The organism is Verminephrobacter eiseniae EF01-2 (assembly GCF_000015565.1).
GTDB lineage: Bacteria > Pseudomonadota > Gammaproteobacteria > Burkholderiales > Burkholderiaceae_C > Acidovorax > Acidovorax eiseniae.
In genome coordinates, this window is record NC_008786.1 from 3037188 (window position 1) to 3062570 (window position 25383).

Annotated in this window: 26 protein-coding genes and 2 tRNA genes; 4 read left to right on the forward strand and 24 right to left on the reverse strand. The window is 60.9% G+C overall.

The features are described from left to right. Positions 1-64: 64 nt before the first annotated feature. Positions 65-334: a hypothetical protein gene (locus VEIS_RS13105; RefSeq protein ID WP_011810433.1), complete on the forward strand. Its 270-nt coding sequence runs from the start codon at positions 65-67 to the stop codon at positions 332-334. Here VEIS_RS13105 and VEIS_RS31610 read toward each other — a convergent pair. Continuing rightward, positions 331-1267, reverse strand: a protein-coding gene (locus VEIS_RS31610) for an IS630 family transposase (protein ID WP_407831813.1) whose coding sequence is annotated in 2 segments (ribosomal slippage) — positions 331-939 and positions 941-1267 — 936 coding nt in all. Because the reading frame shifts where the segments join, the coding sequence is not laid out codon by codon here. The two genes, VEIS_RS13105 and VEIS_RS31610, sit on opposite strands and share 4 nt — an antisense overlap. A gap of 99 nt (positions 1268-1366) precedes the next feature. On the opposite strand from VEIS_RS31610, the gene VEIS_RS31615 reads away from it, so the two are divergent. Continuing rightward, positions 1367-1624, forward strand: a complete 258-nt coding sequence (locus VEIS_RS31615; protein WP_011810435.1) for an OST-HTH/LOTUS domain-containing protein — start codon at positions 1367-1369, stop codon at positions 1622-1624. Between the two features lie 107 nt (positions 1625-1731). On the opposite strand, the gene VEIS_RS13115 is transcribed toward VEIS_RS31615, so the two are convergent. The 9 genes from VEIS_RS13115 to VEIS_RS28745 all read right to left on the reverse strand — a co-directional run bounded on the left by VEIS_RS13115 (position 1732) and on the right by VEIS_RS28745 (position 9796). Further along, positions 1732-1807 (reverse strand) — tRNA-His (locus VEIS_RS13115). A 104-nt stretch (positions 1808-1911) separates the two neighbouring features. After that, on the reverse strand, positions 1912-3843 hold the full coding sequence (locus VEIS_RS13120) for a SurA N-terminal domain-containing protein (RefSeq protein ID WP_011810436.1): 1932 nt from the start codon (positions 3841-3843) through the stop codon (positions 1912-1914). 117 nt (positions 3844-3960) lie between these two features. After that, positions 3961-4036 (reverse strand) — tRNA-Val (locus VEIS_RS13125). A gap of 35 nt (positions 4037-4071) precedes the next feature. Continuing rightward, positions 4072-4344, reverse strand: coding sequence for an HU family DNA-binding protein (locus tag VEIS_RS13130; RefSeq protein ID WP_041950023.1), 273 nt, complete (start codon positions 4342-4344; stop codon positions 4072-4074). 319 nt (positions 4345-4663) lie between these two features. Further along, a complete protein-coding gene (locus tag VEIS_RS13135; protein ID WP_011810438.1) occupies positions 4664-5758 on the reverse strand; it encodes a tartrate dehydrogenase in 1095 nt (364 codons plus the stop codon). An 82-nt stretch (positions 5759-5840) separates the two neighbouring features. Continuing rightward, the gene (gene pgsA / locus VEIS_RS13140) at positions 5841-6407 is read right to left on the reverse strand and encodes a CDP-diacylglycerol--glycerol-3-phosphate 3-phosphatidyltransferase (RefSeq protein WP_011810439.1); all 567 of its coding nucleotides are present in this window, start codon (positions 6405-6407) and stop codon (positions 5841-5843) included. Between the two features lie 41 nt (positions 6408-6448). Further along, positions 6449-8506 (reverse strand): excinuclease ABC subunit UvrC, encoded by a 2058-nt coding sequence (locus tag VEIS_RS13145; RefSeq protein WP_011810440.1) that lies wholly within the window; start codon positions 8504-8506, stop codon positions 6449-6451. Positions 8507-8582: 76 nt separating this feature from the next. After that, positions 8583-9530, reverse strand: a complete 948-nt coding sequence (locus VEIS_RS13150) for a Bug family tripartite tricarboxylate transporter substrate binding protein (RefSeq protein ID WP_232287683.1) — start codon at positions 9528-9530, stop codon at positions 8583-8585. Between the two features lie 41 nt (positions 9531-9571). Next, complete coding sequence (locus tag VEIS_RS28745; RefSeq protein ID WP_041950024.1) at positions 9572-9796, reverse strand: hypothetical protein; 225 nt, start codon at positions 9794-9796, stop codon at positions 9572-9574. Positions 9797-9851: 55 nt separating this feature from the next. On the opposite strand from VEIS_RS28745, the gene VEIS_RS26285 reads away from it, so the two are divergent. Together VEIS_RS26285 and earP are read left to right on the forward strand one after the other, a co-directional pair. After that, positions 9852-10004 (forward strand): hypothetical protein, encoded by a 153-nt coding sequence (locus tag VEIS_RS26285; RefSeq protein WP_157048417.1) that lies wholly within the window; start codon positions 9852-9854, stop codon positions 10002-10004. Between the two features lie 50 nt (positions 10005-10054). Next, on the forward strand, positions 10055-11335 hold the full coding sequence (gene earP, locus VEIS_RS13160; protein ID WP_011810442.1) for an elongation factor P maturation arginine rhamnosyltransferase EarP: 1281 nt from the start codon (positions 10055-10057) through the stop codon (positions 11333-11335). On the opposite strand, the gene gloA is transcribed toward earP, so the two are convergent. From gloA to VEIS_RS24805, 14 genes are all read right to left on the reverse strand, one after another. Beyond that, positions 11262-11816: a lactoylglutathione lyase gene (gene gloA / locus VEIS_RS13165; protein WP_011810443.1), complete on the reverse strand. Its 555-nt coding sequence runs from the start codon at positions 11814-11816 to the stop codon at positions 11262-11264. The genes earP and gloA overlap by 74 nt on opposite strands. Next, positions 11813-12187, reverse strand: a complete 375-nt coding sequence (locus VEIS_RS13170; protein ID WP_011810444.1) for a ribbon-helix-helix domain-containing protein — start codon at positions 12185-12187, stop codon at positions 11813-11815. The genes gloA and VEIS_RS13170 overlap by 4 nt, the downstream gene beginning before the upstream one ends. Positions 12188-12248: 61 nt before the next feature. Next, entirely contained in the window at positions 12249-13817 is a 1569-nt protein-coding gene (locus VEIS_RS13175) for a GMC family oxidoreductase (RefSeq protein WP_011810445.1), read from the reverse strand. Positions 13818-13839: 22 nt separating this feature from the next. Next, positions 13840-14460: a hypothetical protein gene (locus tag VEIS_RS13180; RefSeq protein WP_011810446.1), complete on the reverse strand. Its 621-nt coding sequence runs from the start codon at positions 14458-14460 to the stop codon at positions 13840-13842. A gap of 310 nt (positions 14461-14770) precedes the next feature. Continuing rightward, on the reverse strand, positions 14771-15721 hold the full coding sequence (locus VEIS_RS13185; protein WP_011810447.1) for a dihydrodipicolinate synthase family protein: 951 nt from the start codon (positions 15719-15721) through the stop codon (positions 14771-14773). Continuing rightward, positions 15708-16739 carry a c-type cytochrome gene (locus tag VEIS_RS13190; protein WP_011810448.1) on the reverse strand — a complete coding sequence of 344 codons (1032 nt, stop codon included), beginning with the start codon at positions 16737-16739 and terminating at the stop codon, positions 15708-15710. The genes VEIS_RS13185 and VEIS_RS13190 overlap by 14 nt, the downstream gene beginning before the upstream one ends. 4 nt (positions 16740-16743) lie before the next feature. Then, positions 16744-17940: an L-rhamnonate dehydratase gene (locus tag VEIS_RS13195; protein ID WP_011810449.1), complete on the reverse strand. Its 1197-nt coding sequence runs from the start codon at positions 17938-17940 to the stop codon at positions 16744-16746. Positions 17941-17980: 40 nt separating this feature from the next. After that, a complete protein-coding gene (locus VEIS_RS13200) occupies positions 17981-19027 on the reverse strand; it encodes a 4-hydroxythreonine-4-phosphate dehydrogenase PdxA (RefSeq protein ID WP_407831842.1) in 1047 nt (348 codons plus the stop codon). Between the two features lie 50 nt (positions 19028-19077). Beyond that, entirely contained in the window at positions 19078-20151 is a 1074-nt protein-coding gene (locus tag VEIS_RS13205; protein ID WP_232287942.1) for an ABC transporter substrate-binding protein, read from the reverse strand. A gap of 78 nt (positions 20152-20229) precedes the next feature. Beyond that, complete coding sequence (locus tag VEIS_RS13210; protein ID WP_011810452.1) at positions 20230-21318, reverse strand: ABC transporter permease; 1089 nt, start codon at positions 21316-21318, stop codon at positions 20230-20232. After that, on the reverse strand, positions 21315-22847 hold the full coding sequence (locus tag VEIS_RS13215) for a sugar ABC transporter ATP-binding protein (protein ID WP_011810453.1): 1533 nt from the start codon (positions 22845-22847) through the stop codon (positions 21315-21317). Before VEIS_RS13215 ends, VEIS_RS13210 begins: the two co-directional genes overlap by 4 nt. Then, positions 22844-23806, reverse strand: coding sequence for a YncE family protein (locus VEIS_RS13220; RefSeq protein WP_198137860.1), 963 nt, complete (start codon positions 23804-23806; stop codon positions 22844-22846). Before VEIS_RS13220 ends, VEIS_RS13215 begins: the two co-directional genes overlap by 4 nt. Then, on the reverse strand, positions 23787-24158 hold the full coding sequence (locus VEIS_RS13225) for an SMP-30/gluconolactonase/LRE family protein (RefSeq protein WP_011810455.1): 372 nt from the start codon (positions 24156-24158) through the stop codon (positions 23787-23789). Before VEIS_RS13225 ends, VEIS_RS13220 begins: the two co-directional genes overlap by 20 nt. Beyond that, entirely contained in the window at positions 24155-25294 is a 1140-nt protein-coding gene (locus tag VEIS_RS24805) for a FadR/GntR family transcriptional regulator (RefSeq protein WP_011810456.1), read from the reverse strand. Before VEIS_RS24805 ends, VEIS_RS13225 begins: the two co-directional genes overlap by 4 nt. Positions 25295-25383: the final 89 nt, after the last annotated feature.

The window sequence follows — 25383 nt, forward strand, 5'->3', positions numbered from 1 at the left end:
GCCAAAGTGAACCTGTGTCAGGGTACTTTGGCCAAGCAGCACTCCTATATGCTTGGCAACATCGATGTCAAACAATCCATCACCAGATATCCCACCGCATCCAGACGAGATCAATGGGCTGGTCCACCACTTCATCGAACGGTACGACCTCTGGCAGGCAGACGGTTGCGCAGCGGCGCGTGAATATCTGCTGACCTGCTATGCCCGGATCGACGGGCACTACGAGCAACTCAGGGCCTGGGCCGAGCACATGGAACAGGCGCGCCAGCTCGCAGCATCGTTCATGCAATCGTCCGCCTATCACGACCTGGTGCTTAGAGCATTTTTGATTTAAGTAGAAACATATCCAGAAGATGAAAAGTAGTTGGACAATTCCTGTGGTGTAAAACAATCAAGCAGGTGCCCGATGGTATTCCAAAGTCCATCGACAGTACGCTGTTCAGCTTGCCTGAGCAGGGCTTTCAGTTTGGAAAAGAATTTTTCGATAGGGTTCAAATCTGGTGAGTAAGGCGGAAGATAACGCAATGTTGCACCAACCCCCTCAATGGCCTCACGCACACCAGAGACTTTATGGCTGGACAAATTATCAGCGATCACGATATCACCAGGGTGCAGCGTAGGACACAGAAATTGCTGTATATAGGCCAGGAATGCTTCGCCATCCATAGGGCCATCCAAGACCATTGGGGCGGTCACGGCGTTTACCCGCAAGCCGGCAATGAAGGTGGTGATTTTCCGGTGACCATGTGGAACACTGGCTATGCAACGCTGTCCCTTCGGCGAACGGCCTCGTGTGCGGGTCATGTTGGTGGATGTGCCCGTCTCATCAAGGAACACAAGCTTTGTTGCGTCAAGTGCTGGCTGGCTTTCCTTCCATGCAACCCGATCCGCTTGCACATCCTTACGCTCTTGCTCGCTGGCGTGCAGAGTTTTTTTTAAAGCTCAAACCCCATTTATTCAGTTGGTGCCATAGGGCTGGGGCTTTGATCGTTATCCCATGCTCGGCCAGCCGTTCGCACATCTCGCGCAGTGTCAAATCCGCTCTGTCTTTAATCCATTCCCGCAACATAGGCTCCACTGGAGCAAGGCAAGATTTCCGATGCCCGCCAATCTGGAAACTATGTCGAATACCTTCTTCAAGACGCGTCTTGACTTGGTACACCCATACTCGACTGACTTCAAAACGCTTGGCAATATCGGTAGGACGATCTCCTTGTTCTATCGCCTTCAGCACCCTATCTCGCAAATCCTGCGAATACGCTTGCATTGCATACTCCTTCAGAAAAAAGACGCCGCATCATATCATGAATTGTTTGGTTTTAAGTCAAATATGCTCTAACGGAATTGCGCCAGACGGAATCGTGGATTGGGGGCGGCAGGCTGCGTCAGCGCGCTGCGCGAAGCAATTTTTGCGCTTGCCGTCGATGGCTGGGCTTCAGTCGATGCCGCTGCGGATTGGATCAGCGCCCAATACCCGGATCAGACGCCGGAGAAGTATGGCTGCCGGACCTGGCGTCAGGTGATCCATGAATCGCGCCGCTTCGATTTACGTTACAGAGACGAAGACTGTCGGAAGCAGGCCTGGTACCAAGAGCGAACCAAGGTCCAGAAAGTTGGACGGTAGCTGGAGGCCAAGCCGGCAGTCGGACGCTGGGGAGGATTGGAATCGCCCCTGACGTGCCCCTGAAACGAAACAAGGACCCGAAGGTCCTTGTTTTTACTAGCATTTCTTGGGGTGGCTGATGGGACTCGAACCCACGACGACAGGAATCACAATCCTGGACTCTACCAACTGAGCTACAGCCACCGTAGCCGCGCATTGTAGCCGGTGATTTGGCCCCTTCGGGGCCAGCGCCATCGATCGCCGCCCGTTGCCGTCCATTGGAGGGACCCGGCGGCAGCCGGCCGGCGTCAATTTTCTGCGATCTCTGGCGCCGCGACTTGCGGGCGTGGCGCCTGGATCCGGACCTTCAGGCGCTGCTTGAGCAGTTCGTAGTAGGCCAGGACCTCGGCCCGCGCCAGCCACTGCGCGTACTGCTGCTGCTCCTGTTGCGCGCGCTGCGCATCGGGCGCCTGGCGCGCGAGCACGCGGTTGATCTTGACCACCGCGTAGCCAGCAGCCCCCAGGTCGACGCCCGTCCATGCGGGCAGCGCGTCAGCGGGCGTGCGCAGGGCCGCATCGATCACCGGGCGCGGCAGGTTTTGGCCCTGCCCGCGCGCGATTTCGGTGGCGGCCGCCAGCCCTGTGGCCGTGGCGGGGTCGGCTTTCCAGGCGCTCAGTTTGGCCTGGCCTTCCTGCTGCGCCAGTGCTGCCGATTTTTCCGCCACATACAGGCTGCGCACGCGTTCGCGCACCTGCGCCAATGGCAGGGTGCTGGCAGGGGTGTAGCTGGTCACGCGGCCGGCGGCCATTTGCTGAGGGCCTATTTCCACGGCTTCGGTGTTGCGTTTGTTTTGCAGCGTATCCGGCGCGAACAGCGCCTGCAGGAATTTGCTGCTGGCCAATGCGCCCTTGGCGCCGGGCGCCGGGGTGCGGCTGACATTGGTGGCGCTTTGCAGCTTGAGTTTGAGCTTGTCGGCCACGGGCAGCAGGCTGTCGGCCTGCTCGTACACCGCGTTGCTGAAGGATTCGGCCATTTCGGCAAATTGGCGCTGCGCCCGCTGCTGCCCCAACTCGGCGGCGATGACCGCCCGCGCCTCCTCGAAACCGGGCTGGGGCGGGGTCTTGATGTCGGTCAGTTCGATGATGTGGTAGCCGAATTCGGTTTCCACCACATCGCTGATCTGGCCTTTCTTCAGCGCGAAGACGGCTTCTTCGAACGGCTTGGTCATCGCGCCACGGGCGAAGAAGTTCAGATCGCCTCCGGCGGCGGCGGAGCCTTTGTCGTCTGACGATTGCTTGGCCAGTGGGGCAAAGTCTGCCGGTGTCTTGCGCAGTTGGGCCAGTAGCTCGGTGGCGCGGGCCTTGGCTTTTTCGCGCTCTGCCGCCGGGGCATCCTTGGCGACGCTGATCAGGATGTGGCTGGCGCGCCGCTCTTGCTTGGCCATGATCCGTGGCAGGTAGTCGCTGTCGTAGTAGCTGCGCAGTTCGTCTTCGGGCACGGTGATGGTGGCGCGCACGCTGTCCAGGTCCAATACCAGATATTCCACCGTTGCCTGTTCGGGCTGCCGGAACTGTGCGGGATGCGCGTCGTAGTAGCTTTGCAGGTCGGCATCCGTGGGCAAGACCCGACCGGCAAAGTCCGGGGCGTCGAAGCGGGCCACCTGTATGTCGCGCCGCTCGTACAGCGCGTCCAGCGCCAGTCGAGCCTGGGCGTTGGCGACCAAGGCCGTGCTGAGCACGGCATCGAGTACCTGGTCCGCCGCGATGTTGCGGCGCAGGTTGGCTTCAAAGACTTCGGGGGTGACGCCCTGGCCGACCAGCAATGCGCGGTAGGCATCGGCATCGAGCGTTCCGTCGGCCCGCTTGAGCGCTGCAATCGCGGGGGTTTCCTGCAGGCTGCGGATCAGGCGCGCGTCGCTGGTCACCAGGCGCATCTGCTGCGCTGCAGCATCGAGCACGCGCTCGCGCACCAGGCGCTCCAGCGTGGCGTAGCGCGCCAGGGGGGAGTCCAGCAGCCGGGCGTCGACCGTGGGCGACTGTGCGCGGATGCGGTCGCTCTCCTGGCGGTGGGCCCTGTCCCAGTCGGCCTGGCTGATGTCGTGGCCATCGACCCGCGCGACCACGGGGCTGGCTTCGGAGAAGTAGTTGCGGTCGGTGCCGACCAGCACAAAAGCCGGAATGATCAGCAAGAACAAGAAGATCATCACGATCTTGGAGTGCTTGCGGATGGTTTCAAACATGGTGGATCTTTCAGGGGCAGGGGCGAACCTGCACTCGGAAAAACGCAGGGCGAGGCTGCGTTCGGAAAAACGAAAGGCGAACCTGGGTTCGCCTTGGGGTTTGACGGTGTTCGATGGTGGTGGGTCCTGACGGTCTCGAACCGCCGACCTGCTCCGTGTAAAGGAGCCGCTCTACCGACTGAGCTAAGGACCCTGTTCGAGGGGCTTGGACCCGCAGTGAGCGGCCCGTTAGTTCAACGCATCTTTCAATGCCTTGCCGGGGCGGAACTTCGGCACTTTGGCGGCCTTGATTTTAATCGCCGAGCCGGTGCGGGGGTTGCGACCCGTGCGGGCGGCGCGTTTGCCAACGGCAAAGGTGCCGAAACCGACGAGCGAGACGGTTCCGCCTTTTTTCAGAGTCTTTTTGACCGCCTCGATCGTGGATTCCAGCGCGCGCGCAGCGGCTGCTTTGGAGATGTCGGCGTTGTCAGAGATGTACTCGATCAGTTCGGTTTTGTTCACAAAAAGCCTCTCGGAAAAGAGTTGATGGAATGCCCTCAGCGGCATCTGGTCTTCACATGTATGACAGCACGACCGGGAGGGCTGGCGGAGGGCAGGCGGGGAAAAAAAGGGTGGGCGCACATGGCAGCGGCTGCTGCATCAGGATTAAAGCCATCGGGTTTCGGGGTGTCAATACGGGATTGATAGCGGTCGATTCTAATCGTGTTTCACGGTGTCACAGTTGTGACACCGGCTTGCCGCGCATTCTGTCGCAAACCTGCCATACCAGCAACACATGTATATTGACACACCAGCCCCGGTCATGCTCAAACGTCAAACGTCAAACGGCCGCAAGCGCCGCCGCGATGGCCCGGCCGACATCTTGCGTGCCGGCGGTGCCGCCCAGGTCAGGGGTGCGCGGAGCGCCGTTGCCGGGCTCCAGCACCGACTCCACGGCCGCCAGCACGGCGTCATGCGCGGCGCGGTAACCCAGGAAGTCGAGCATCATGGCGCCGCACCAGATCTGGCCGATCGGGTTGGCGATGCCCTGCCCGGCAATGTCGGGGGCCGAGCCATGCACCGGCTCGAACAGCGATGGCATGGCGCGTGTGGGGTTCAGGTTGGCGCTGGGCGCTATGCCTATGGTGCCGGTGCAGGCCGGGCCCAGGTCGCTCAGGATGTCGCCAAACAGGTTGCTGGCCACCACCACGTCGAAGTAGTCGGGGCGCTGCACGAAATGCGCCGTGAGGATGTCGATGTGGAATTTGTCCAGCCGCACCTCGGGGAAGGAGCGGGCCATCTCGGCCACGCGCTCGTCCCAGTAGGGCATGGTGATCGCGATGCCGTTGGACTTGGTGGCGCTGGTCAGGTGCTTTTTCGGGCGCGAGCGGGCCAGTTCGAAGGCAAATTGGAGCACCCGGTCTACGCCGTGGCGCGACATCACGGTCTCTTGCATCACGATTTCGCGCGGCGTGCCTTGGTACATGCGCCCGCCGATGCTGGAGTATTCGCCCTCGGTGTTCTCGCGCACGATGACCATGTCGATTTCACCGGGCAGGCGGGCGCTGCCATCGCGCCGCACCACGGGGGCGATGATGCCCGGCATCAGGCGCGCGGGGCGCAGGTTCAGGTACTGGTCGAACTCGCGCCGAAACAGCAGCAGCGAGCCCCATAGCGAGACATGGTCGGCGATTTTTTCGGGCCAGCCCACGGCGCCGAAGTAGATGGCCTCGTGGCCGCCGATCTGCTCCTTCCAGTCGTCGGGCAGCATCTGGCCGTGCTTTTCGTAGTAGTCCCAACTGGCAAAGTCGAAGTGATCGAACTGCAGCGCAATGCCGAACCGGCGCGCCGCCGCGTCGAGCACGCGCAGGCCCTCGGGCATGACTTCCTTGCCGATGCCGTCTCCGGCAATGACGGCAATGCGGTGTTTGCTCATTCCTGTGCTCCTGAAAACATGGCCGCCAGCGCATCCGGATCATGCGCCGGCGCCGGAAAAATGGGCGCGCCTTGGCATACCCTCAGCGCGCCCGGGCCCGAATCTCGGGCAGCGCCTTGCGCAGGTAGTACACCATCGACCAGACCGTGAGCACGGCCGAGGCCCAGATCAGCCAGCGGCCCCACAGCCCGGTATCCATCACGCCGAACAGCCGCCCGTGGTAGAGCAAAAAGGGGATGGCCAGCATCTGCACCACGGTCTTGACCTTGCCGAGCATGTGCACGGCCACGCTCTTGCTGGCGCCGATCTGCGCCATCCATTCGCGCAGCGCCGAGATCGTGATCTCGCGCCCGATGATGATCAGTGCCACGAACACATCGCAGCGCTGCAACTGCACCAGCACCAGCAGCGATGCGCAGACCAGGAATTTGTCGGCCACCGGGTCCAGGAAGGCGCCGAACGACGAGGCCTGGTTCAACTTGCGCGCCAGGTAGCCGTCGAGCCAGTCGGTGGCGGCAAACAGCACGAACAGCACGGTGGCGATCAGGTTGCGCGTGGCCGGCTCCAGTGGCGCGTAGAACACCCCGACGATCAAAGGTATTGCGACGAAGCGCGTCCAGGTCATCACGGTGGGAATCGTCCAAAACATGGCGGCGATTGTGTCATGGCGCGCTGCGGCGCCAGCGCGGTTCAGCGCAATGCACGGTAGATCTCTTCGGCCAGCGCGCGCGAGATGCCGTCGACGGTGATCAGGTCCTCCACGCTGGCCGATGCCACGCCGCGCACGCCACCGAAGCGTTGCAGCAGCCGGGCGCGTTTCTTCGGGCCTACGCCGGCAATCTCCTGGAGCTGGCCGCCGCCCGTGCGCACCCTGGCGCGCGCGGCGCGCATGCCGGTGATCGCAAAACGGTGGGCTTCGTCGCGGATTTGCGCCACCAGCATTAGCGCCGCCGAGTCCTTGCCCAGGGAGGCCTTCTCGCGCCCGTCGGCAAACACCAGTTCTTCCAGGCCCACCTTGCGGCCTTCGCCCTTTTCCACGCCCACGATGCGCGTCAGATCCAGGCCCAGGGCCGTGAACACCTCGCGCGCCACGCCGACCTGGCCCTTGCCGCCGTCGATCAGCACCAGGTCGGGCAGGCGCGCCTGGCCCTGCGCGGGCGCAGCGGGCCGGGCTGCACAGTCGACGCCACCGGCTTCGTGCGCGGCCTCGGCCAGCTTGCCGTAGCGGCGCGTGAGCACCTGGCGCATCGCGGCGTAGTCGTCACCGCCGGTGATGCCATCGATCTTGTAGCGGCGGTACTCGCTGCTTTGCATCTTGTGGTGGTGGAACACCACGCATGAAGCCTGGGTGGCTTCGCCGGCCGTGTGCGAGATGTCAAAGCACTCGATGGTCAGCGGGTCCAGGTCTGCCAGCGGCAGGTCCAGCGCCTCGGCCAGGGCGCGCGTGCGCGCCTGCTGCGAGCCTTCTTGCGCCAGCAGGCGGGCCAGTTGCAGGTCGGCATTTTTTTGCGCCATCTCCAGCCAGGCGCGGCGCTGCTCGCGCGGCTGGTGCACGGCGGTGATGTGGACCGTGCCGCGCAGGGGGTGGCCGCCGCTTGACGCGGCCGGGGGGGGATCACCGCCTTGCGCGGCCGGGGCGTGATCACCGCCTTGCGCGGCGGTGAGGTGCCCGGACAGCGCTTCGAGCAATGCCTTGTCCAGCGGCGTGCTGGTCACCAGCACCGGGGGCGGCGCAACGACCATGTAGTGCTGGGCCACAAAGGCTTCGAGCACCAGCGCCTCGACGGGGCGGGGGGGCGTGGCCGGGGCTTCTTCGGCGTCTCGTGTCTCTTGCTCGAACAAGGCGGCGTCTTCCAGATGGGTCGGGAAGTAAGGGCGGTCGCCCAGGTGGCGCCCGCCGCGCACCATGGCCAGGTTCACGCAGGCGCGCCCGCCTTGCACGCGCACGGCCAGGATGTCTACGTCCTTGTCATGCGCACTTTCTATCGACTGCTGGTGCAGCACGCGCGACAGCGCCTGCATCTGGTTGCGCACCTCGGCTGCCTGCTCGAACGCCAGTTGCCCGGAATACGCCATCATGCGCGCCTCCATGGCCTGCAGCAGTTCCTGCGTCTGGCCGCTCAGCAGCGCCTGGGCATGCTGCACATCGACGGCGTAGGCTTCGGGCGCAATCAGGTTCACGCAAGGGCCGCTGCAGCGCTTGATCTGGTAGAGCAGGCAGGGCCGCGTGCGGTTGGCGAACACCGTGTCCTCGCAGGTGCGCAGCCGAAAGACCTTTTGCAGCAGTTCGATGCTTTCCTTGACCGCCCAGGCGCTGGGGTAGGGGCCGAAGTAGCGGTGCTGCTTGTCCACCGCGCCGCGGTAGTAGGCGATGCGGGGAAAGCGCTGGCCCGGCGCATCGCGGCCCGCGCTGCTGGCGGGCGCGCCGGTGATCTTCAGGTAGGGGTAGCTTTTGTCGTCCCGAAACAGGATGTTGAACCTGGGGTTTTGCGTCTTGATCAGGTTGTTTTCCAGCAGCAGCGCCTCGGCCTCGGAGCGCACCACCGTGGTCTCCAGGCGCGCAATCTTGCAGACCATGTGGCCAATGCGCGTGCCGCCATGGTTCTTCGTGAAGTAGCTGGCTACGCGGCGCTTGAGGTGTCGCGCCTTGCCCACGTACAGCAGCAGGCCCTGGCTGTCGAAATAGCGGTAGACCCCGGGCAACGCAGGCAGTGCAGCCACCTGGGCCAGCAGTTCTTCGGAATGCACGGCAGCACCTTTTTTGCTATCGAAACAAAGGGCGGCCAGCGCAGGAAGATCATGCACCGGCCAAGCATTTTCATCATCACTGCGCTGCCAGTTTCAGGGTTTTGACCACAGGGGCCCAACTGGCCAGGTCGGCCTGGACCTTGTCGCCCAGTTGCCGGGGGTTTTGGTAGTCGGCAGTGACGCCATACTCAAGCGCCTTTTGCCTGAAGGCCGTGCTCTGCACCACGGTGCGGATGTCGGCGCTGAGCTTGTCGATCACGGGCTTCGGCACTGCGGCCGGTGCGAACACGGCAAACCACGAGGTGGCGTCCACCTTGGGGTAGCCGGCTTCGGCGGTGGTGGGCACATCGGGCAGGTTGTGCAGGCGCTCCTTGCCGGTCACGGCCAGCACGCGCAGCTTGCCGGTGGCCGCATGGGGCAGGAACGACGGCGCGGTGCCAAAAGTCAGGTCCACCTGGTCGCCGAGCAGGTCTTGCAGCGCCGGGCCGGTGCCCTTGCCGTAGGGCACATGGACCATTTGGATGCCGGCATGCTGCTCGAGCATCACGCCCGTCACATGCTGCAGCGAGCCGGTGCCCGCAGAGGCGTAGTTGAGTTTGCCGGGGTTGGCCTTGGCGTAGGCGATCAAATCGGCCAGCGTCTTGACCGGCAGGCTGCTGCGCACCACGATGATCTGCGGCGCGGAGAGCACATTGGCCACCGGCTGGAAGTCCGCATGTTCCCACTGTTTTTGCGGGGTGATCAGCGGCGTGATCACATGGTAGCCGGAATACTGCATCAGCAAGGTGTAGCCATCGGGCGCCGCGCGCTTGACGGCCGTGGCGGCGATGCTGCCGCCGCCCCCGCCCCTGTTGTCCACCACCACCGACTGGCCCAGCACCGGCGCCAACGCCTGGGCCAGCATGCGGGCCGACAGGTCGGTGGTGCCGGCGGCGACGGTGGGCACGACCATGGTCACGGTCCGGCTCGGGTAGGCGTCTTGCGCCGATACGCCGGCTGCGGCCAGCACGGCAACCAAAGTCATTGCCAGCGAGTTCAATGGCGGGCGTAGGCGGGGCATTGTCATCAGGGGGTCGTCAGTGGGGTCAATGAGGCCAATGAGGTCAATGAGGCCGGCAGGGCCCATCCGGTCGATGAGGCCGCGATGCGGGCCACCGCATCGCGGGCGGCACCTGCGGCCTGCGGTGCGGCGCCGGAGTTGGCGCGAGGTTGGATTTTTTGCATGGCGGCCGTCGACGCGAGCAGGCCGATCGGCGCGCTGCACAGTCTGCGGGGGATGGGCAAGTTCATGGCGTTGGTTCAGGCTGTCGGCGCGCGGGCCTGCGCAACGCGCCATCATAGTCCAGTGTCGCGTCACCGATCATCTGTCGGTCTGCGCTGGCCATCGAAGCGCATCGCGGCGTTGCATCGCTTGCCAATACAGCTCGGTATGGGCTGCGCGATGCGCCTTGCGCTGCGCTCCGATGGCTGCGCGCAGCCTACGACATCTGATCGGTGACGCGACACTAGCCGCACCGTGGGGCAGGTGCAGGGTACGATCCGACCCCGATGACCGCCCGACCGATCGTCCCGCCCGCCCTGCCTGCCCTGCAATGGGATTTGTTTTGCCGCGTGATCGACAACCTGGGCGACATCGGCGTCTGCTGGCGTCTGGCGGCGCAGTTGGCGGCGCGCGGCCAGCGCGTGCGCCTGTGGGTTTCTGATGCCTCGGCGCTGCGCTGGATGGCGCCCGGCGGCTGCCCGGGCGTCGAAGTCCGCGCCTGGCAAGCCCCGCCCCCGACCCCCGACGAGCCAGCGCCGCAGGTGCTGCTGGAAGCCTTCGGTTGCGAAATACCCCCTGAATTCATCGCGTACAGCGCCAACCGATACCGCGCCAGCGGCCAAAGGCCCGTATGGATCAATTTGGAATACCTGTCGGCGCAGCGCTATGTCGAGCGCAACCACCGGCTGCCCTCGCCGATTTCGTCGGGTCCGGCCCGGGGCTGGACACGCTGGTTCTTCTACCCCGGCTTTACGCCGGCCACCGGGGGTCTGCTGCGCGAGCCGGAACTGATGCAGCGGCGCCAGGCGTTTGACCGCATGGCGTGGCGCAAAGCCTTTGCTGCAGGCGACGTGGGCGATGTGGGCGACGTGGGCGATGTGGGCGGCACCGGTGCCGGGCGGCGCTGGATGTCCTTGTTCTGCTACGAGCCTCCGGCGCTGGCAGAGCTACTGGCGCAGTTGCGGCAGCGGCCAACGCAGTTGCTGGTGACGCCAGGCCGCGCCAGCGCAGCGCTACAGGCCGCCCTGGCGCAGACACAGGCCGATCGGGACGGCCCGCAGCGCCCGGGCCACCGGCTCGGCCGGCTTGCCATTGCCAACCTGCAAGCCTGCCCCCAACCGGCCTTCGACGAGATGCTCTGGGCCTGCGACTTGAACGCCGTGCGCGGCGAAGACTCACTGGTGCGGGCGCTGTGGGCCGGGCAGGCCCTGGTCTGGCAGATTTACCCGCAGCATGACGACGCCCACCATGCCAAGCTGCAGGCATTTCTCGACTGGCTGCAGGCGCCGCTTTCGCTGCGGCAGTTCCATGCCCGCTGGAACGGACTGTCCAGCGCGCCGCTGCAATGGCCCGACGATGACCGCCTGGCCGAATGGAGCGCCTGCATCCAGGCCGCCCGCGCACGGCTGCTGGCGCAGGACGATTTGCTCACACAGTTGCTGGGCTTCGTCGCGTCGCATCTTGCCGAAGAAGGCGGCCACGCCCGCCCGACGATCAACGGGTCATGCCCAGCGCCTGCAGACGACCCGGTTCGAGAATCTCGATCCAGTAGCCATCGGGGTCCTTGATGAAAGCGACGTTCTTGATTTTTCCCTGCTCCGGCCGTTTGACATATGCCACGCCGTTGCTGTCGAACCAGGCAATGGCGCTGTCGAGGTCGGGAACCGAAAAGCAGATGTGGCCGAAGCCCTGGGGTTGCGCGTTGCCGTCGTGGTAGTGCCAGTCGGGGTCGAGTTCCGTTCCCCAGTTGTGGGTCAGTTCCAGCAGACCCCGCTGGGAAAAAGTCCAGGCGGTGCGCGCGCCAGGCTCTTCGGGAATGCTCTGCCCGTCGATCGCGCGATGCAAAAAGAACAATGAGAACTTCATTTCGGGGAAATCGAGCTTGCGCAGCAGGCGCATGCCCAGCACGCGGGTGTAGAAGTCCAGCGAGACCGCCGGATCCTTGACCCGCAGCATGGTGTGATTGAGCACGAAGCCCCGGGTTTCGGCGGCCGATCGATCGGCAACGCCAGGCTGCTTTTCGCTGGTGAATGCGCTGGTGAATGTCATGGCTGAAAAGGTTCTTGGTTGGCAATGGCGCCACCGCCCGCATGCTTGCGCACTGGCGCCGGTATCAGCGACACCAGCGTGGGCCGGGGCGGCGCTATCTGCTTTGGCAGGCTCAGGCGCCGAAGGTAGCGCATGCAGGCGATGCGCAAGAACGATGCGAAGTTTGGCACCTCGCCTCTGCTGGCCAGGATTTCGTCGTGAAACTTGGCGATCAGCGTATTGGTGGTGCGGCCTTCTGCCTCTGCGATTTCGGCCAGGATGTCCCAGACCATGTTCTCCAGCCGGATGCTGGTCAGCACCCCGTGCAGGCGCACGCTGCGTGTCCGCTGCTCATACTGGATCGGATCGGCCTTGACAAAGAATCCACACATGTTCCGTCCTTTTTGAAGTATCCCGCCCGGGCGCGGCCGGCGTTGGCCTCAGCTATTGGCCTCAGATCGCGCGGCTGCCCATTTGCTGCGCGATGTAATCGGCCTGTCGAATGGCCAGTGTCACGATGGTCAGGGTCGGATTCTCCGCGCCGCCGGTGGTGAACTGACTGCCGTCGGAAATGAACAGATTGGGAATGTCGTGGGTCTGGCCGTAGGCATTGCAGACGCTGTCCTTGGCCGATGCGCCCATGCGGCAGGTGCCCATGTTGTGCGTCGATGGATACGGCGGTGTGCGGAAGGTCTCGATGGCGCCGGCAGCCCGGTAGATGCGTTCGCCTTGTCCGAATGCGTGGTTGCGCATCGCGATGTCGTTGTCATGGTCGTCGAAATGCACGTTCGGGATGGGACTGCCCCATTGGTCCTTCAGGTCGGCGTGCAGCGTCACGCGGTTGCTCTCACGCGGCATGTCCTCGCCGACCAGCCACATGCCGGCAAGGCGCGTGTAGTTGTCCATGAAACGGGCGAAGTCCTTGCCCCAGCCGCCCGGATCGAGGAATGCCGCCATGAACGGAACGCCCAGCGCCAGCGTCTCGATCTCGTAGCCCCCGACAAAGCCGCGCCGGGGGTCGTGGCGCGCTTCGTCGCGCACGATGCCGGCCATGGTCGTGCCTTTGTACATGTGCACGGGATTTTTGAACATGCCGTAGACCGAACCCGTCATGTGGCGCATGTAGTTGCGCCCGACCTGGCCCGAGCCATTGGCCAAGCCGTCGGGAAACAGGTTCGACGCCGACAGCAGCAACAGGCGCGGCGTTTCGATGGCATTGCCGGCCACGCAGACCAGCCGGGCCCGCTGGCGCTGCTCATGCCCATTCTTGTCGACATAGACCACGCCCGTGGCCTTGCCGGCAGCGTCATGCTCGATGCGGGTGGCATGGCTTTCGGGGCGCAACTCCATGTTGCCGGTCTTTTCGGCCTTGGGCAGTTCGGTGTACAGCGTGGACCATTTGGCCCCGCTTTTGCAGCCCTGAAAACAAAAGCCCATCTGTATGCAGCGGCCCCGGTCGTCGCGCGGCTGGCTGTTGATGGCCATGTTGCCGGTGTGCACATCCTTGTAGCCCAGCTTGGCCGCGCCGGCGCTGAGCACCTTGAAGTTATTGTTTCCCGGCAGACCCGCAATGCCGTTGGTGCGGGTCACCCCCATTTTGTCTTCGGCCCGGGCGTAGTACGGCTCCAGTTCCTGGAGCGTCACAGGCCAGTCCATCAGGTTGGCGCCGGCGATCGCGCCATAGTGGCTTCTGGCTTTGAATTCATGCGCCTGCAAGCGCAACGATGCGCCGGCCCAGTGCGTGGTCGTGCCGCCGACGGTCTTGCAGATCCAGGCCGGCAGGTTCGGGAAGTCCTTGGCCACGCGCCAAGTTCCCGAGGTGGTGCGATTGTCCAGCCAGGCCAACTGGGTGAAGGACTTCCATTCGTCGTTGACGAAGGTCGCGCTCGACTGCAATGCGCCGGCTTCGAGCACGACGACGCCGATGCCTTTGTGCGCAAGCTCGTTGGCAAGTGTGCCGCCGCCCGCGCCGGAGCCGATGATGACGACGACGCTGTCGTCGCTGCTGGAGAACTGGGCCATGGAGGTCACCCTTTCCGTCTGGTCAGCCCATGAAGGGCGCAGGGCTTTGCTCGGCGCTGGGCGCCGGAAGCCATTTCAGGTCCTGGAAGCCGCGTGTGATGTAGCCGCCTTTCTCCCACGAGGAGCCCGGATAGCCGAACACGGCGAAGGCCATGTCGTTGTCGTACAGGGAAGTCACGCACTGGCCGCGCACGGCATTGAAGAACGGCTGGCCTTGCATGGACTCGACGATGGCCAGCCGGCGGTCCGCGCCGGCCTTGGCGAAGCCGGCTTCGTCGAGCGCCGTGATGCCTTGCGCGAGCATGGCTGCGGTGGCTGGATCGGCTGCGGCTTTGGCGTCCAGGTCTTTCGCCAGCAACGCATAAACGGCGTCCGGCAGCTTCTTGTGCGGATACAGGACGCGGGCCATCGACATCAGGGTTGCGCCTTGCGCTTGGCTCAGTGTCTTGAGCTCGACCGCCCAGACAGTGGAAGGCGCCAGCGCAGCGAGCACGGAGCCAGCGACGATCGTGCCCATGAGGATGCCGGAACCTTTGAGGAACTCGCGCCGCACCAGCGGCAAATCGGGCCGGGGAACGGCGCCGTTTTCGTCGCTGCATGAGCGCGCGGCGGCTGGCGCCGGGGTGATCGGAATGGTGCGCATTTTGTCTCCTGCATCGTGGGTTGCCCGTGACGGGTGTCCCGTCGGGTTTGTCATCTGCCAAGTGCCGGATATTGCGCTTGGCGCCCCGTCGCGCAGGTAATAGCGCACTACATCCAAGGGAAAGTACCGATAGCGCCGTGCAACCGGTGCCCGTGGATCGAACTGGCGCATGAACGCCAAGAACTCAATCTTTCAAGGCGATGTACCCGTCGATCCGCTGGCTGCACCCGCAGAGCCTGGGCCAGCAAAGCAACATGACCCCACGGTAGTTGCAGAGCGTCGGGCAGGCCAAACGCAGCGATGTTCAGATTTATCGGCCCCAGCGCAGCACCAGGGGATCCAGGCGCTTGGCCGTTTCCAAAAGTCCTTGGCGGACCTCTGGGTGCATGGACGGGAATGGATGGCGCGGAGCCTCGCAAGCAATGACGCCCCCCGCTTTCATCAAGGCTTTGGCTGTGAGAATACCCCCCTGACGGTTCTCATAGTTGATGAGAGGAAGCCAATGCTGGTACGCCTGTGTGGCTGCCTCGACATCACCGGCAGTCCAGGCGTCCATGATCTGACGAATACCATCCGGAAATGCACCGCCTGTCATCGCACCTGTGGCGCCTGCATGCAGATCAGGCAGAAGGGTGATCGCCTCTTCTCCATCCCATGGTCCCTCAATTGCCGCGCCCCCCAGTCGGATCAACTCACGCAACTTGGATGCGGTACCCGGAGTCTCGATCTTGAAATAGGCAACGTTTTCAATCTCTTTGGCCATGCGCGCCAAGAATGCCGCCGATAACTGCGTACCGCTGACGGGGGCATCCTGGATCATGATGGGAATGTCGATGGCGTCGGAAAGGCGTGCATAGAACCCATAGATCTGATCTTCAGACACGCGGATCGTGGCGCCATGATACGGCGGCATTACCATCACCATCGCAGCACCGGCATCTTGCGCACGACGGCTGCGCTGTGCGCAAACCTGCGTACCAAAGTGTGTCGTCGTCACGATGACTGGAACTCGCCCTTTCACATGCTCCAAGATGGTGGATGTAAGGACTTCCCTCTCGGCGTCTGAAAGCACGAACTGCTCCGAAAAGTTGGCAAGAATGCAGAGTCCGGTTGACCCCGCATCGACCATGAAGTCGACGCACCGCTTTTGGCTCTCCAAATCCAGATCGCCTGACTCTGTGAAGGTCGTCGGTACGACCGGATATACGCCTCTGTATCGGGGCATGGAATGGGAAATCATCTTCGCTTCAATAGTTTTCATTGACGTTCCTGAATGGGCCGAACTTGGCACGCCGATAGGCCTTTGGCTGATTTACGAAATGCTCCGGTATGGCGAAACCCTGTGGCCGCAACGCGGCATCGGGGTAGAGTCTGATGCGGTGGGGGTCTTGGCCGCGTGGCGTGCTGTCGTCGTTGATATATGCGGCAATATCCAACGCTTGTGCAGGGGTCAGCTGCGGCCTGTCGGCCTGAGTGCCAGAAGGCATGGACGCTCGTATGTAACGCGCCAATAGGGGAATGGCAAACATGTGCCCAGCGTTGTCATAGGTATCGTTCCCGGCCAATGGAGGGAATAGATAGCCCCCGCCGGAATCAAAGTCAGGCCTGCGTTGCCCGGTTGCGTCAGCACCGTGGCAACTCTGGCATTTATTTGCGTAAAGAACCTTTCCACGCAGTGGATCTGCGGCCCGCGCGATCGGCTTCATGGGAAGCAAACCCACGCCCTCCATCGCCTGCCCTGGTTTTGCCTCTGAGCCCAACCATCGCAAGTAGGCCATGATGGCCTGAAATTCCGGTTTGTCTGCCGTCATTTTCACCGGTGCAGAACCGAACATGCCCAATGCACGCTGCTCCAGCGAGATGATTTTTCCGGACTTGGTATCGAATCGCGGGTAATCATTGACGGCATTCACGAGTGCCAGAGCGAATTTTTTGGTCCCAGGCAGACCGGACGGTCCTGCCTGGTGACAGTTGACACAGTTCAAGCTATTCCAGTTCAGGCGTTTGCTCTCGTCAGGCGCGCGGTTACCCACGCGCTGCGACGTATGCAACATCAGGTTCATACCCTCTCGAATGGCGTCGCCATCCGGGCCTGCCGGGATCGTTGCCGGATCTGGTTCATGCCAAGGCTGCTGCGGGCGACGGGCATATCTGCTCAGCATGGCCTGTGCGTCTTCGGTAGACAAAGCGTCACCGACCTCGTGGGGTGAAACGTCGTTTGCATTGGCTATCCCTGACGCCAGCATCAGGGCGCACAGACGAGGCAATGATTTGCCCATTGCATTACTCTGTAATGGTGAAGTGCTCCAGGTACTCGGTCTTCAACGTCAAACCGAGTCCGGGCTTGTTGTCATCGAGCTGCAGGAAGCCGTTTTCAGCCGCAGGATCCCCATCAAAGATGTAATAGAACAGCTCGTTCCCGATCTCGACATCAAAAATCGGGAAGTACTCGCTGATGGGACAATTCAAGCTGCTCATCGTGAGGTGGTAGTTGTGCATTTGTCCAGCGTGCGGGATGACCGGCACACTATAGGCTTCGCAAAGCGCATTGATCTTGTGCGCCATCGTGATGCCACCCACCCGGTTCGTGTCGTATTGCACGACTGAAACGGCTTTGCGATCCAGCAACTGCTTGAACCCATACAGACTGAACTCGTGCTCACCGCCGGAAATCGGGATGCTGGTGAGCTGATTCAACTCGGCGTATCCATCGATGTCGTCGGCGAGGACAGGCTCTTCCAGCCAGCGCGGTTGGTACTTTTCCAGTTTGGGCAGAATACGCTTGGCATACTCCACATTCCAGCCCATATAGCACTCCAGCATCAGGTCGTTGTCATACCCAATGACTTCGCGGACAGCCTCTACAGACTTCAGGTTTTCAACCACACCCCGCTGGCCATGGGCCGGGCCATAGCCAAAGCGCATTTTGAAGGCTTTGAATCCCTGGTCCTTGAACTTTTGGGCTTCTGCCTGCATCTCCTTCAAATCAGTGTGGTACAGCTTGCTGTAGTAGCAGGGGATTTTCTCTTTGGTGCGGCCGCCCAACAACTTGAAGACAGGCTTGTTCACGGATTTACCCAGGATGTCCCAAATGGCGATATCGATTGCGGAGATGGCTGCCATGCCTACGCCCTTGCGCCCCCAAGCCTGAGTGGCCCGGTACATGCGCTGATTCAGATACTCGTAGTCCCATGGGTCCTGCCCCAGGATCAGTGGGGTCAGGTATTCATCGATGATGGCCTTGGCAATACGCGGAGCCAGGGCCACGTTGCCCAGTCCAACGATGCCATCGTCTGTCTCCACCTCCACAACCGTCCAGCAATGGAAACGGAACGTGTTCATGGTATCGGCGCCCGCTGCATGCGGGCTGGCTTTGTTGTCAAAGATCATATCCATGGCGTTGGAGCAGAAATTTCCTTGAGGAGGAACGGTCTTGCCTTTCCATTCATGGATGCGTGCGCGGACAGATTTTATTTTCATGATGAAATACCGGGTGGGTGGATGAAATGATTCAAGCGATTCAGGCCGCGACTTGCCCTTGCAATCGGGCCAGGCCCATGCGACAGGCGATCTTGAAAGCATTGGCTGTGGCCTCTACATTGGCCTGGCCCTTGCCGGCGATATCAAAAGCAGTACCGTGTGCGGGGGTCGTAATGGGAATCGGGAGACCCCCTTGAACCGTTACTCCCTGGGAGAAACCCATCAGCTTGATGGCGATTTGGCCCTGGTCGTGGTACATCGTCACGATCGCATCCAGTTCTCCATCACGCGCTTTGAGGAAGATGGTGTCAGCTGGAAAAGGGCCTTGCACAGGGATGCCCATGTCCGCGAGAGCGGTCACAGCTGGTGCGATGATGTCAATTTCTTCCCGGCCACATGTTCCGCCATCACCGTTGTGAGGGTTGAGTCCAGCGACTGCGACACGCGGACTGGTAATGCCGTTGCGTTGCAATGATTGGTAGATCAGCGACGTGGCGTCAATGATGCGCTGCTTGTCCAGATATTTGGGAACATCCCTCAAGGGCACATGCGAAGAAATTCGCGCAGTCCACAAATCATTCAATGTGTTGAATTCACAAAAATAACCCTTGACGCACAGGTGCCGGGCAAAATGATGCAATTCGTCCTCATGCTTGAGTCCTCCAAGTTTCATGGAGTGTTTGTTCAGCGGCGCGAAGGTGATCGCATCGATGTGACCTGCCAGGGCAGCGTCCATGCAGCGGTCCAGCACGGACAGCACAGAGGCGCCAGCTGCGGCTCCTGGCTGGGACCTCGTCACTTGCGACGCCTGTATCGTGTCCATTTCCAAAAATGCTGGAATCGACAGCATATCCCGGTCTCGTACTTCAGCAAAGTCAGACACCGGCACGGTTTGAACCTTGAGCCCCGCTATTGCCTGCCCTTCTTTCCACAACCATCTGTCGCCCACCAACACCACGTTGGCAAGGTGCAGCAAGTCGGCGCGGGAAAGGAGTTTGGCCACCAATTCAGGACCAATACCGGCGGGGTCCCCCAGTGTCACGGTGACTACGGGCTTGAGAGAGGTTGCTGTCATATCAGATTTCATCATGGATATTCCGACAGGGCTGCAACCATGTATGTTGCAGCCCGCATGGATTACTTCGCCCAGATTTTTTTGTATGCGCTGCGATAGCCGTTATCCGGGTCGAACAAGTTCTTGGGTCCACCGTCTTTGCCTACGTTTTCAGCCGTCACCAAGTGCACTTTGGGGATGTAGCCTGACCAGCTCGCTTTGTTGAAAGCGCGGTTCAATTCATCCACGATCTGCCAACCTTGCATGTTGAGCGGCTCTGGTACCGTACCGGCTTGATAGCGCTTGCTGCGAATACGCTGGTAGGCGGCTTCAGAACCGTCACCGGCAGAAATAGCTTTGGGAGCAGCATCCCCTTTTTTGCCTGCGGTGGCCAGGGAGCTACCCATGAAGTCAAAGTACAGATCGTTGATGGCCAGTGAGTGTGTCCATTTGTCGCCAAAGCGCTGCAGCAACGAGGTGGTCAACTGAGGCATGCGCGTGGAGCTTTCAGCGATAGGGCTGTCTTCAAAGCTCAGAACCGTGCACCCGGCGCACTTTTTGATAACGGCTTCCATCGCGCGCGCCTTGTAGACCGCAATTGCGTATTGCGAGTCGGTAAATACCACGACACCTGCCTTGCCACCCGAATCTGCCACCGCATACAGTGCGGCGACTTCAGATACGTCGTCCGCTGTCGTTGTCACATTGGCAAACAGACCCGCCGTTGCGTTGGGACCAGGTTTTTCACCCGAATGCCATCCCACTAACGGGACACCTGCTTTGGATGCATTCTGAAATGCCACTTTTTGCTCAGTGGTGTCAAAGCCCCCAACGACCATGCCATCGGGCTTCAAGGCGAGTGCCTGATTCAATACCGCCGTGCGTGCACTGACAGAACCTTGGCCATCGAGAATCCGAACATTCCAGCCAATGACGGCAGCGGCTTCCTCCACACCTTTGGAAACACCCAAGATGCCTCCATTCTTCAAGTCGGCGGCGACAAAGACGATTGTCTTGCCAGAAGATGCCTTGGGACCCGTCGTTGGACCATCCCATCCGCTCTTGGACATGGTCGCGACTTCGACTTTCTTCCTGGCAGCAGCCAAGAAATCATCGGCCATGGCGTGACTGGTAAAACCAGCGGTGGCCAGTGTCATTGCAATCGTTCCAAGGCAAACATTGAGTCTCTTCATGTTGTCTCCAAAATAGTCTTTGAGGGGGAATGCAGATACCGCTTACCCAGCGGTGGAGGGGGAACCGGGGGGCGCATCATTGAGTTGACGTTCTGCAATGCGTCGTTTGATGGACTGATTTCGGCGCTGCTGCGCCCAACCGGCAATGCCAATCGACACCAGCAAGGTCAACCCGTTGAACAAAGGTTCGACAAAGAATGCACCACCAAACTGTTGAATACCGGAAATGCCAATGGCCAGGATGGCAACCCCTACGAGGGTTCCCCATACATTGACCCGTCCAGGGCAAATCGTTGTGGAGCCCAGGAATGCGCCCACCAGGGCGGGAAGTAAAAACTCCAGTCCTACGCTCGCCTGTCCAATCTGCAATCGTGATGCCAGCAATACGCCAGCAAAACCGGACAGGGCGCCCGATGCGACAAACGCACTCATCACATGCTTGCGCACGGCAATGCCGTTGAGCTGTGCCGCCTTGGGATTCGCGCCAATGACATACAGGGCCCGTCCAGATGGGGTGAACTCTGTCACCAGCCACATGACGACACTCACGACCAGTACGTAATAAGCGCCAATTGGCAAACCGAGGAAATTGCCGCCGGCGATCTCGACAAAACCGTCGGGCAACTCACCCACCACCTGGCGCCCACCGCTGTGCCACATCGCTACCGCATAGATCACCGTCCCGGTCCCGAGCGTCGCGATGAAAGAGTCGATCTGGGCCATCTCCACAAGCAGCCCGTTCAGCATGCCAAACAGCCCTGCGCAAGCGATGACCAGCGCGACGGCAACCGGCCAGGGGATGCCAAATTCAGTTTGCAAACTAATTGCCAGGATGTGCCAAAACACGATTCCGTAGCCGACGGTGAGATCGATCTTTCCCGCGATCATGGGAATCGTCGCAGCCAAGGCCAAGATTGCAATGACTGACTTGTCAGCCAGGATTGCTCGCAGATTGAAAAGCGTGGGGAACGTATCCGGCAACAGCACAGAAAAAAGTGCCGCCAACGAGACGGTCAAAACAACCAGGCCATAGACAGGCATTGCGCGGGTGAGTCGCTGCACCAAAGTGGCTGCATCACCATCCAAAGAGCGATCCGGCTCCAGCGCCGTGGATTGAATTGAGGTTGTCATTTTTCTGTCCCCATTTCTGTAATCTCTTGCCCCATCTTCGAAAATCCACCGGCAGCCAGGGTCAATAAGTTCTCCACCGTGATGGAGTCACCTTCGAGTTCTGCGGCAATCAAACCGTTTCTAAATACCAGCACACGCGTACATACCGTGGCGACTTCCTCGAAGTCGGTCGATACGACGGCGATGGCAGTACCCCTGTCGGCGTGCTGTCGAAGAATTTCGTAAATCTGGCGCTTCGCACCAACATCCACCCCGGCCGTGGGTTCTTCGAGGACGACCAGGTCTTTGTCCAGGTTGAACCACCGGGCCAGAACCACTTTTTGCTGGTTACCGCCCGATAGTTGCTGCACCTCTGCCGTAGGCGCAGGGGGGTTCACATCAAAAAGATCGATGAGGCGCATGGCGTCGATCGCCTCACGTTTGCGTCGATCAAACGCCAACCCCCTCGCGCCAGTGAGTGTCGGATTGGGAAAGAGGTTTTCCAACACACTCATGGCAGGGATCAGGTTCTCATCGAGGCGCTCGCTTGCTACGTATGCGATTCCCGCTTCAATTGCGTCTGCGCTCGTGTGAAAAGTTACCTGCTTGCCGGACAATTTCATCTTTCCGGCGGACAGAGGTTCGCGCCCAAAGATCGCACGACTGATGGCTTCATGACCCGCTCCGCGCAAGCCGATCAAACCAACGACCTCGCCTTGACGAATGGAAAAGCTCAATGGCCCGGCATTGCCACTTGCGGCATTTTCCATTTCAAGAACTTCGGGACCAGCACCATCAGACTGGGCCTTGCGAACGGTCTTGGATAGCGGCTTGCCTATAATCAGCCGGACCAACTCACTGGTATCGGTTTTCGCCGTCTCTTTGACATCGACCAACTTGCCATCGCGCATCACAGCCGCGCGGTCCGAAATCGCCATCACCTCGTCCAGGCGGTGCGACACATAGATCATGGCCATACCCTGTTGACGCAGTTCTCGCAGTACACCGAAGAGTCGCTCTACGTCAGCCATGGGCAGACTGGCTGAGGGCTCATCCAACACCAGAACTTGTGCCTGCACCTCAAGTGCGCGTCCAATCGCCAGCAATGACTTTTCAGCACGCGTGAGCGAGAAAATCCGGCGACCTGGATCGATGTTGCATCCAACACGCTGCATCACACGCCGTGCGCGCTTATCGGCTGCTTTCCAGTCGATGAGACCGAACCTTTTGGCATAGCCCATCCCCAGGGCCACATTCTCTGTCACGGTCATCCACTCTACCAACCCAAGATCCTGATGGATGAAAGCTACGGGTTGTTTGGATCGGTCGTTGCTTCTCCACCGGGATTGAGGGCGTCCGTCGAACAGAATTTCACCGCTGTCTGATGGGTAGATACCGGCAAGCAATTTGATGAGCGTGGATTTTCCTGCCCCGTTCTCGCCCAGTAATGCCAGGACTTCCCCTGCACGTATGTCGAATGTGATGTCGTTCACGGCGTGGGTGCCGCCAAATCGCTTGTTCAGCGCTTGAAACTCCAGGATCTTGCTCATCGGAGCACCACAACCTTCGATACGTCAGGTTCCTTCTGCGTTTCGATGAAACGCAGAATCTTCAGGCGGTCGATGTCCAAGACCGCCACACGATCCGAGTCGAGCGAGATAAAGGCCAATGCCTTGGATGGATGGAACGCCAAGGCAATGGCCCTGTCGTCAAGTTTCAGATATGCCGTCTCGTCGAGCGTCTCGGGATCGACGACTGAAATGCTCCGATCGCCATAGTTGCTCGTGAACAGACGCCCAGCGGCAGATCTGTAGATACGGGTGACGTCATCGCGTGAGGAGGTCGAGTAGCGGATCTCCATGGTGTCCGTATCGATGGCACTGAGCGTGTTACTCCAGCGGTTGCTGACAAACAATGTCTTCTCATCGGCACTGAGGCAATAGCCCTCGGGCTTTTGCCCCGGATGACAGACTACCGGCGCAAACAAGGGATCCCAAGGTCTGACCTTGGTTACCGTATGGCTCAGCAAGTTCATGCAAAACGCCGTTTGGCCGTCCTGCGTCAGCGCAAAAAGATGACTCTTGATGCCCCCGGAGGGAACCGCTCTGCGCGGAGCGGTATCCATGGCTGGCTGTTCCAGCACAAGCAGCGTCGACTTCTCTTCACTCAATGCATAAAGCCTGTCCTGCCGATCCATCTGCAACCCGTGTATGCGATTGAAGGGAGACAGGTCTATGGACCGTACCAGTTCGGACGTGCGTATATCGATCTGGAGGAGCGAATGACCACCCTTTCCCACATGACCGGATGTCTCCACGCCATAGTGGCCGACATAGGCATGCCGTTCCGCACGGTCTGTGACAAATTCGTGTGGAAAATCAGGAAGTTGCACTGAACGAAGTCGCTCTCCGCTTTCGATATCGTACCAGCTAAAGCAGTGCGAACATTTTTCAACCAATAACAGGGTATCTCGAGCCACAGCGCAGTCCTCAGGGTGTTTGAATTCCATGCGTGTTCAAGCGGATGCGGTACGAGGAAGTACTTGCACAGATGTAAAGCTCGTTGCGCATTACCCCGTCGATCGCTCTTTTCCCATCATGCGAGCAATGCAGAAGCGCCCCATCGGCCTCACGGTAATGGCCATTGGCGTACTCGACATGGTCACGCCACACGGACTGTCCCTCCGTGGGGTGCCACCGCAACATGCGCTTATTGGGGATGTCGCTCCAAAGGACACTCTGATCCTCAAACATCCACACCGGCCCCTCGCTCCAGATCGCGCCGGATGCCAGTCTTTCCCACTGCGCACCGGCAGGCGCCAGCGAGAGCGCGCGCTCATCAAAGATATCGACGCAGCTCATACCCGGTTCACCATTTCTTTCATGGTCGTTTCCCGGACCCGTTCCAAATGCCCGCGCATCGCAGCCACAGCCGCATCCGGATTGCGCGTTTTCAGCGCATCGACAATCTCTTTGTGATCTTGCACACTGTGCTTGATGGCGCCTGGACGTTGCAAAGCCCTGCGACGGTATTCGAGCGCATAGTCATAGAAGTCGGAAACCACATCTACGAGCAGGGAGTTTCCACAGCTCTTGTAGAGTGTGGTATGAAATTCACGGTCTGAAATTTGAAACCCAACGGGGTCTTTCAGCATTAGCTCTTGCTCTTTGACCAAGGACGATAGGCGGGCAAGGCCGTTGTCCGTAATTCTCTGGGCCGCGAACCGTATCACTTGCAACTCAACCGCCGCACGGGCCTCGGCGACTTCTTCAAAACTGCGCTCCTTCAGGCTCCCCAGGGTGCTGACCGATTCATGCATGGGGAGCAACCCGGCACCAATTACCTTGGTTCTTGCTCCCTGGCTTACCTCCACCATTCGACGAGCATGCAATACGCCAATCGCGGCTCTCACGGTTTCTCTCGAAACTTCCAACGTGGTTGCAAGCGCACGCTCTGATGGCAGCTCGTCTCCGGCGCGCAATAGTCCCGAATGAATCATGTAGGCGAGCTTGTCACTGATCTGGTCCTTGACCGTGCGTTTGCCAACGCGGCCATGCGCGCCAGGGATCCGATCGATGAGTTCCATATTTTCGAGATTGTTCGTGCAAGTGGTCAACTGGTGGTGCCACTGTACCAGTTGAGATCGAAGCATGCACGCGGGTTTTCCCTGGAGACGGCTGTTGCACTCTACGCGGGCGTAGGGCGACAAGGCGTCCCATGCGGGCTGTGGGGTGCAGACGACGGCGGGGCCGTAGGTCTCGGTCAGGCCATACATGTGGGTCAGCGCGACGCCGATGTCTGCCATGCACTCAAAGACGGTCAGCGGCGGGGCGGCACCGGCGAGCAGGCTGCTGATCTGATGGGCGATGCCGCTCTGGTTGGGCGCATCGGCCAGCATGCTGTGCACGATGGGCGCGCCGCAGTAGTGCGTTACCCGGTGCGTTCTGATCTGCTCGAAGGACGGCGGCAGCGGGCGCAGGTCTGCGCCCAGGTCCACTGGCGTTCGCCATCGATCACCGCACTGCGGTCGGGATGCACTGCGGCAGCGCGTTGCAAAAAGCTCAGTGGCGCCAGTGCCACGCAGTT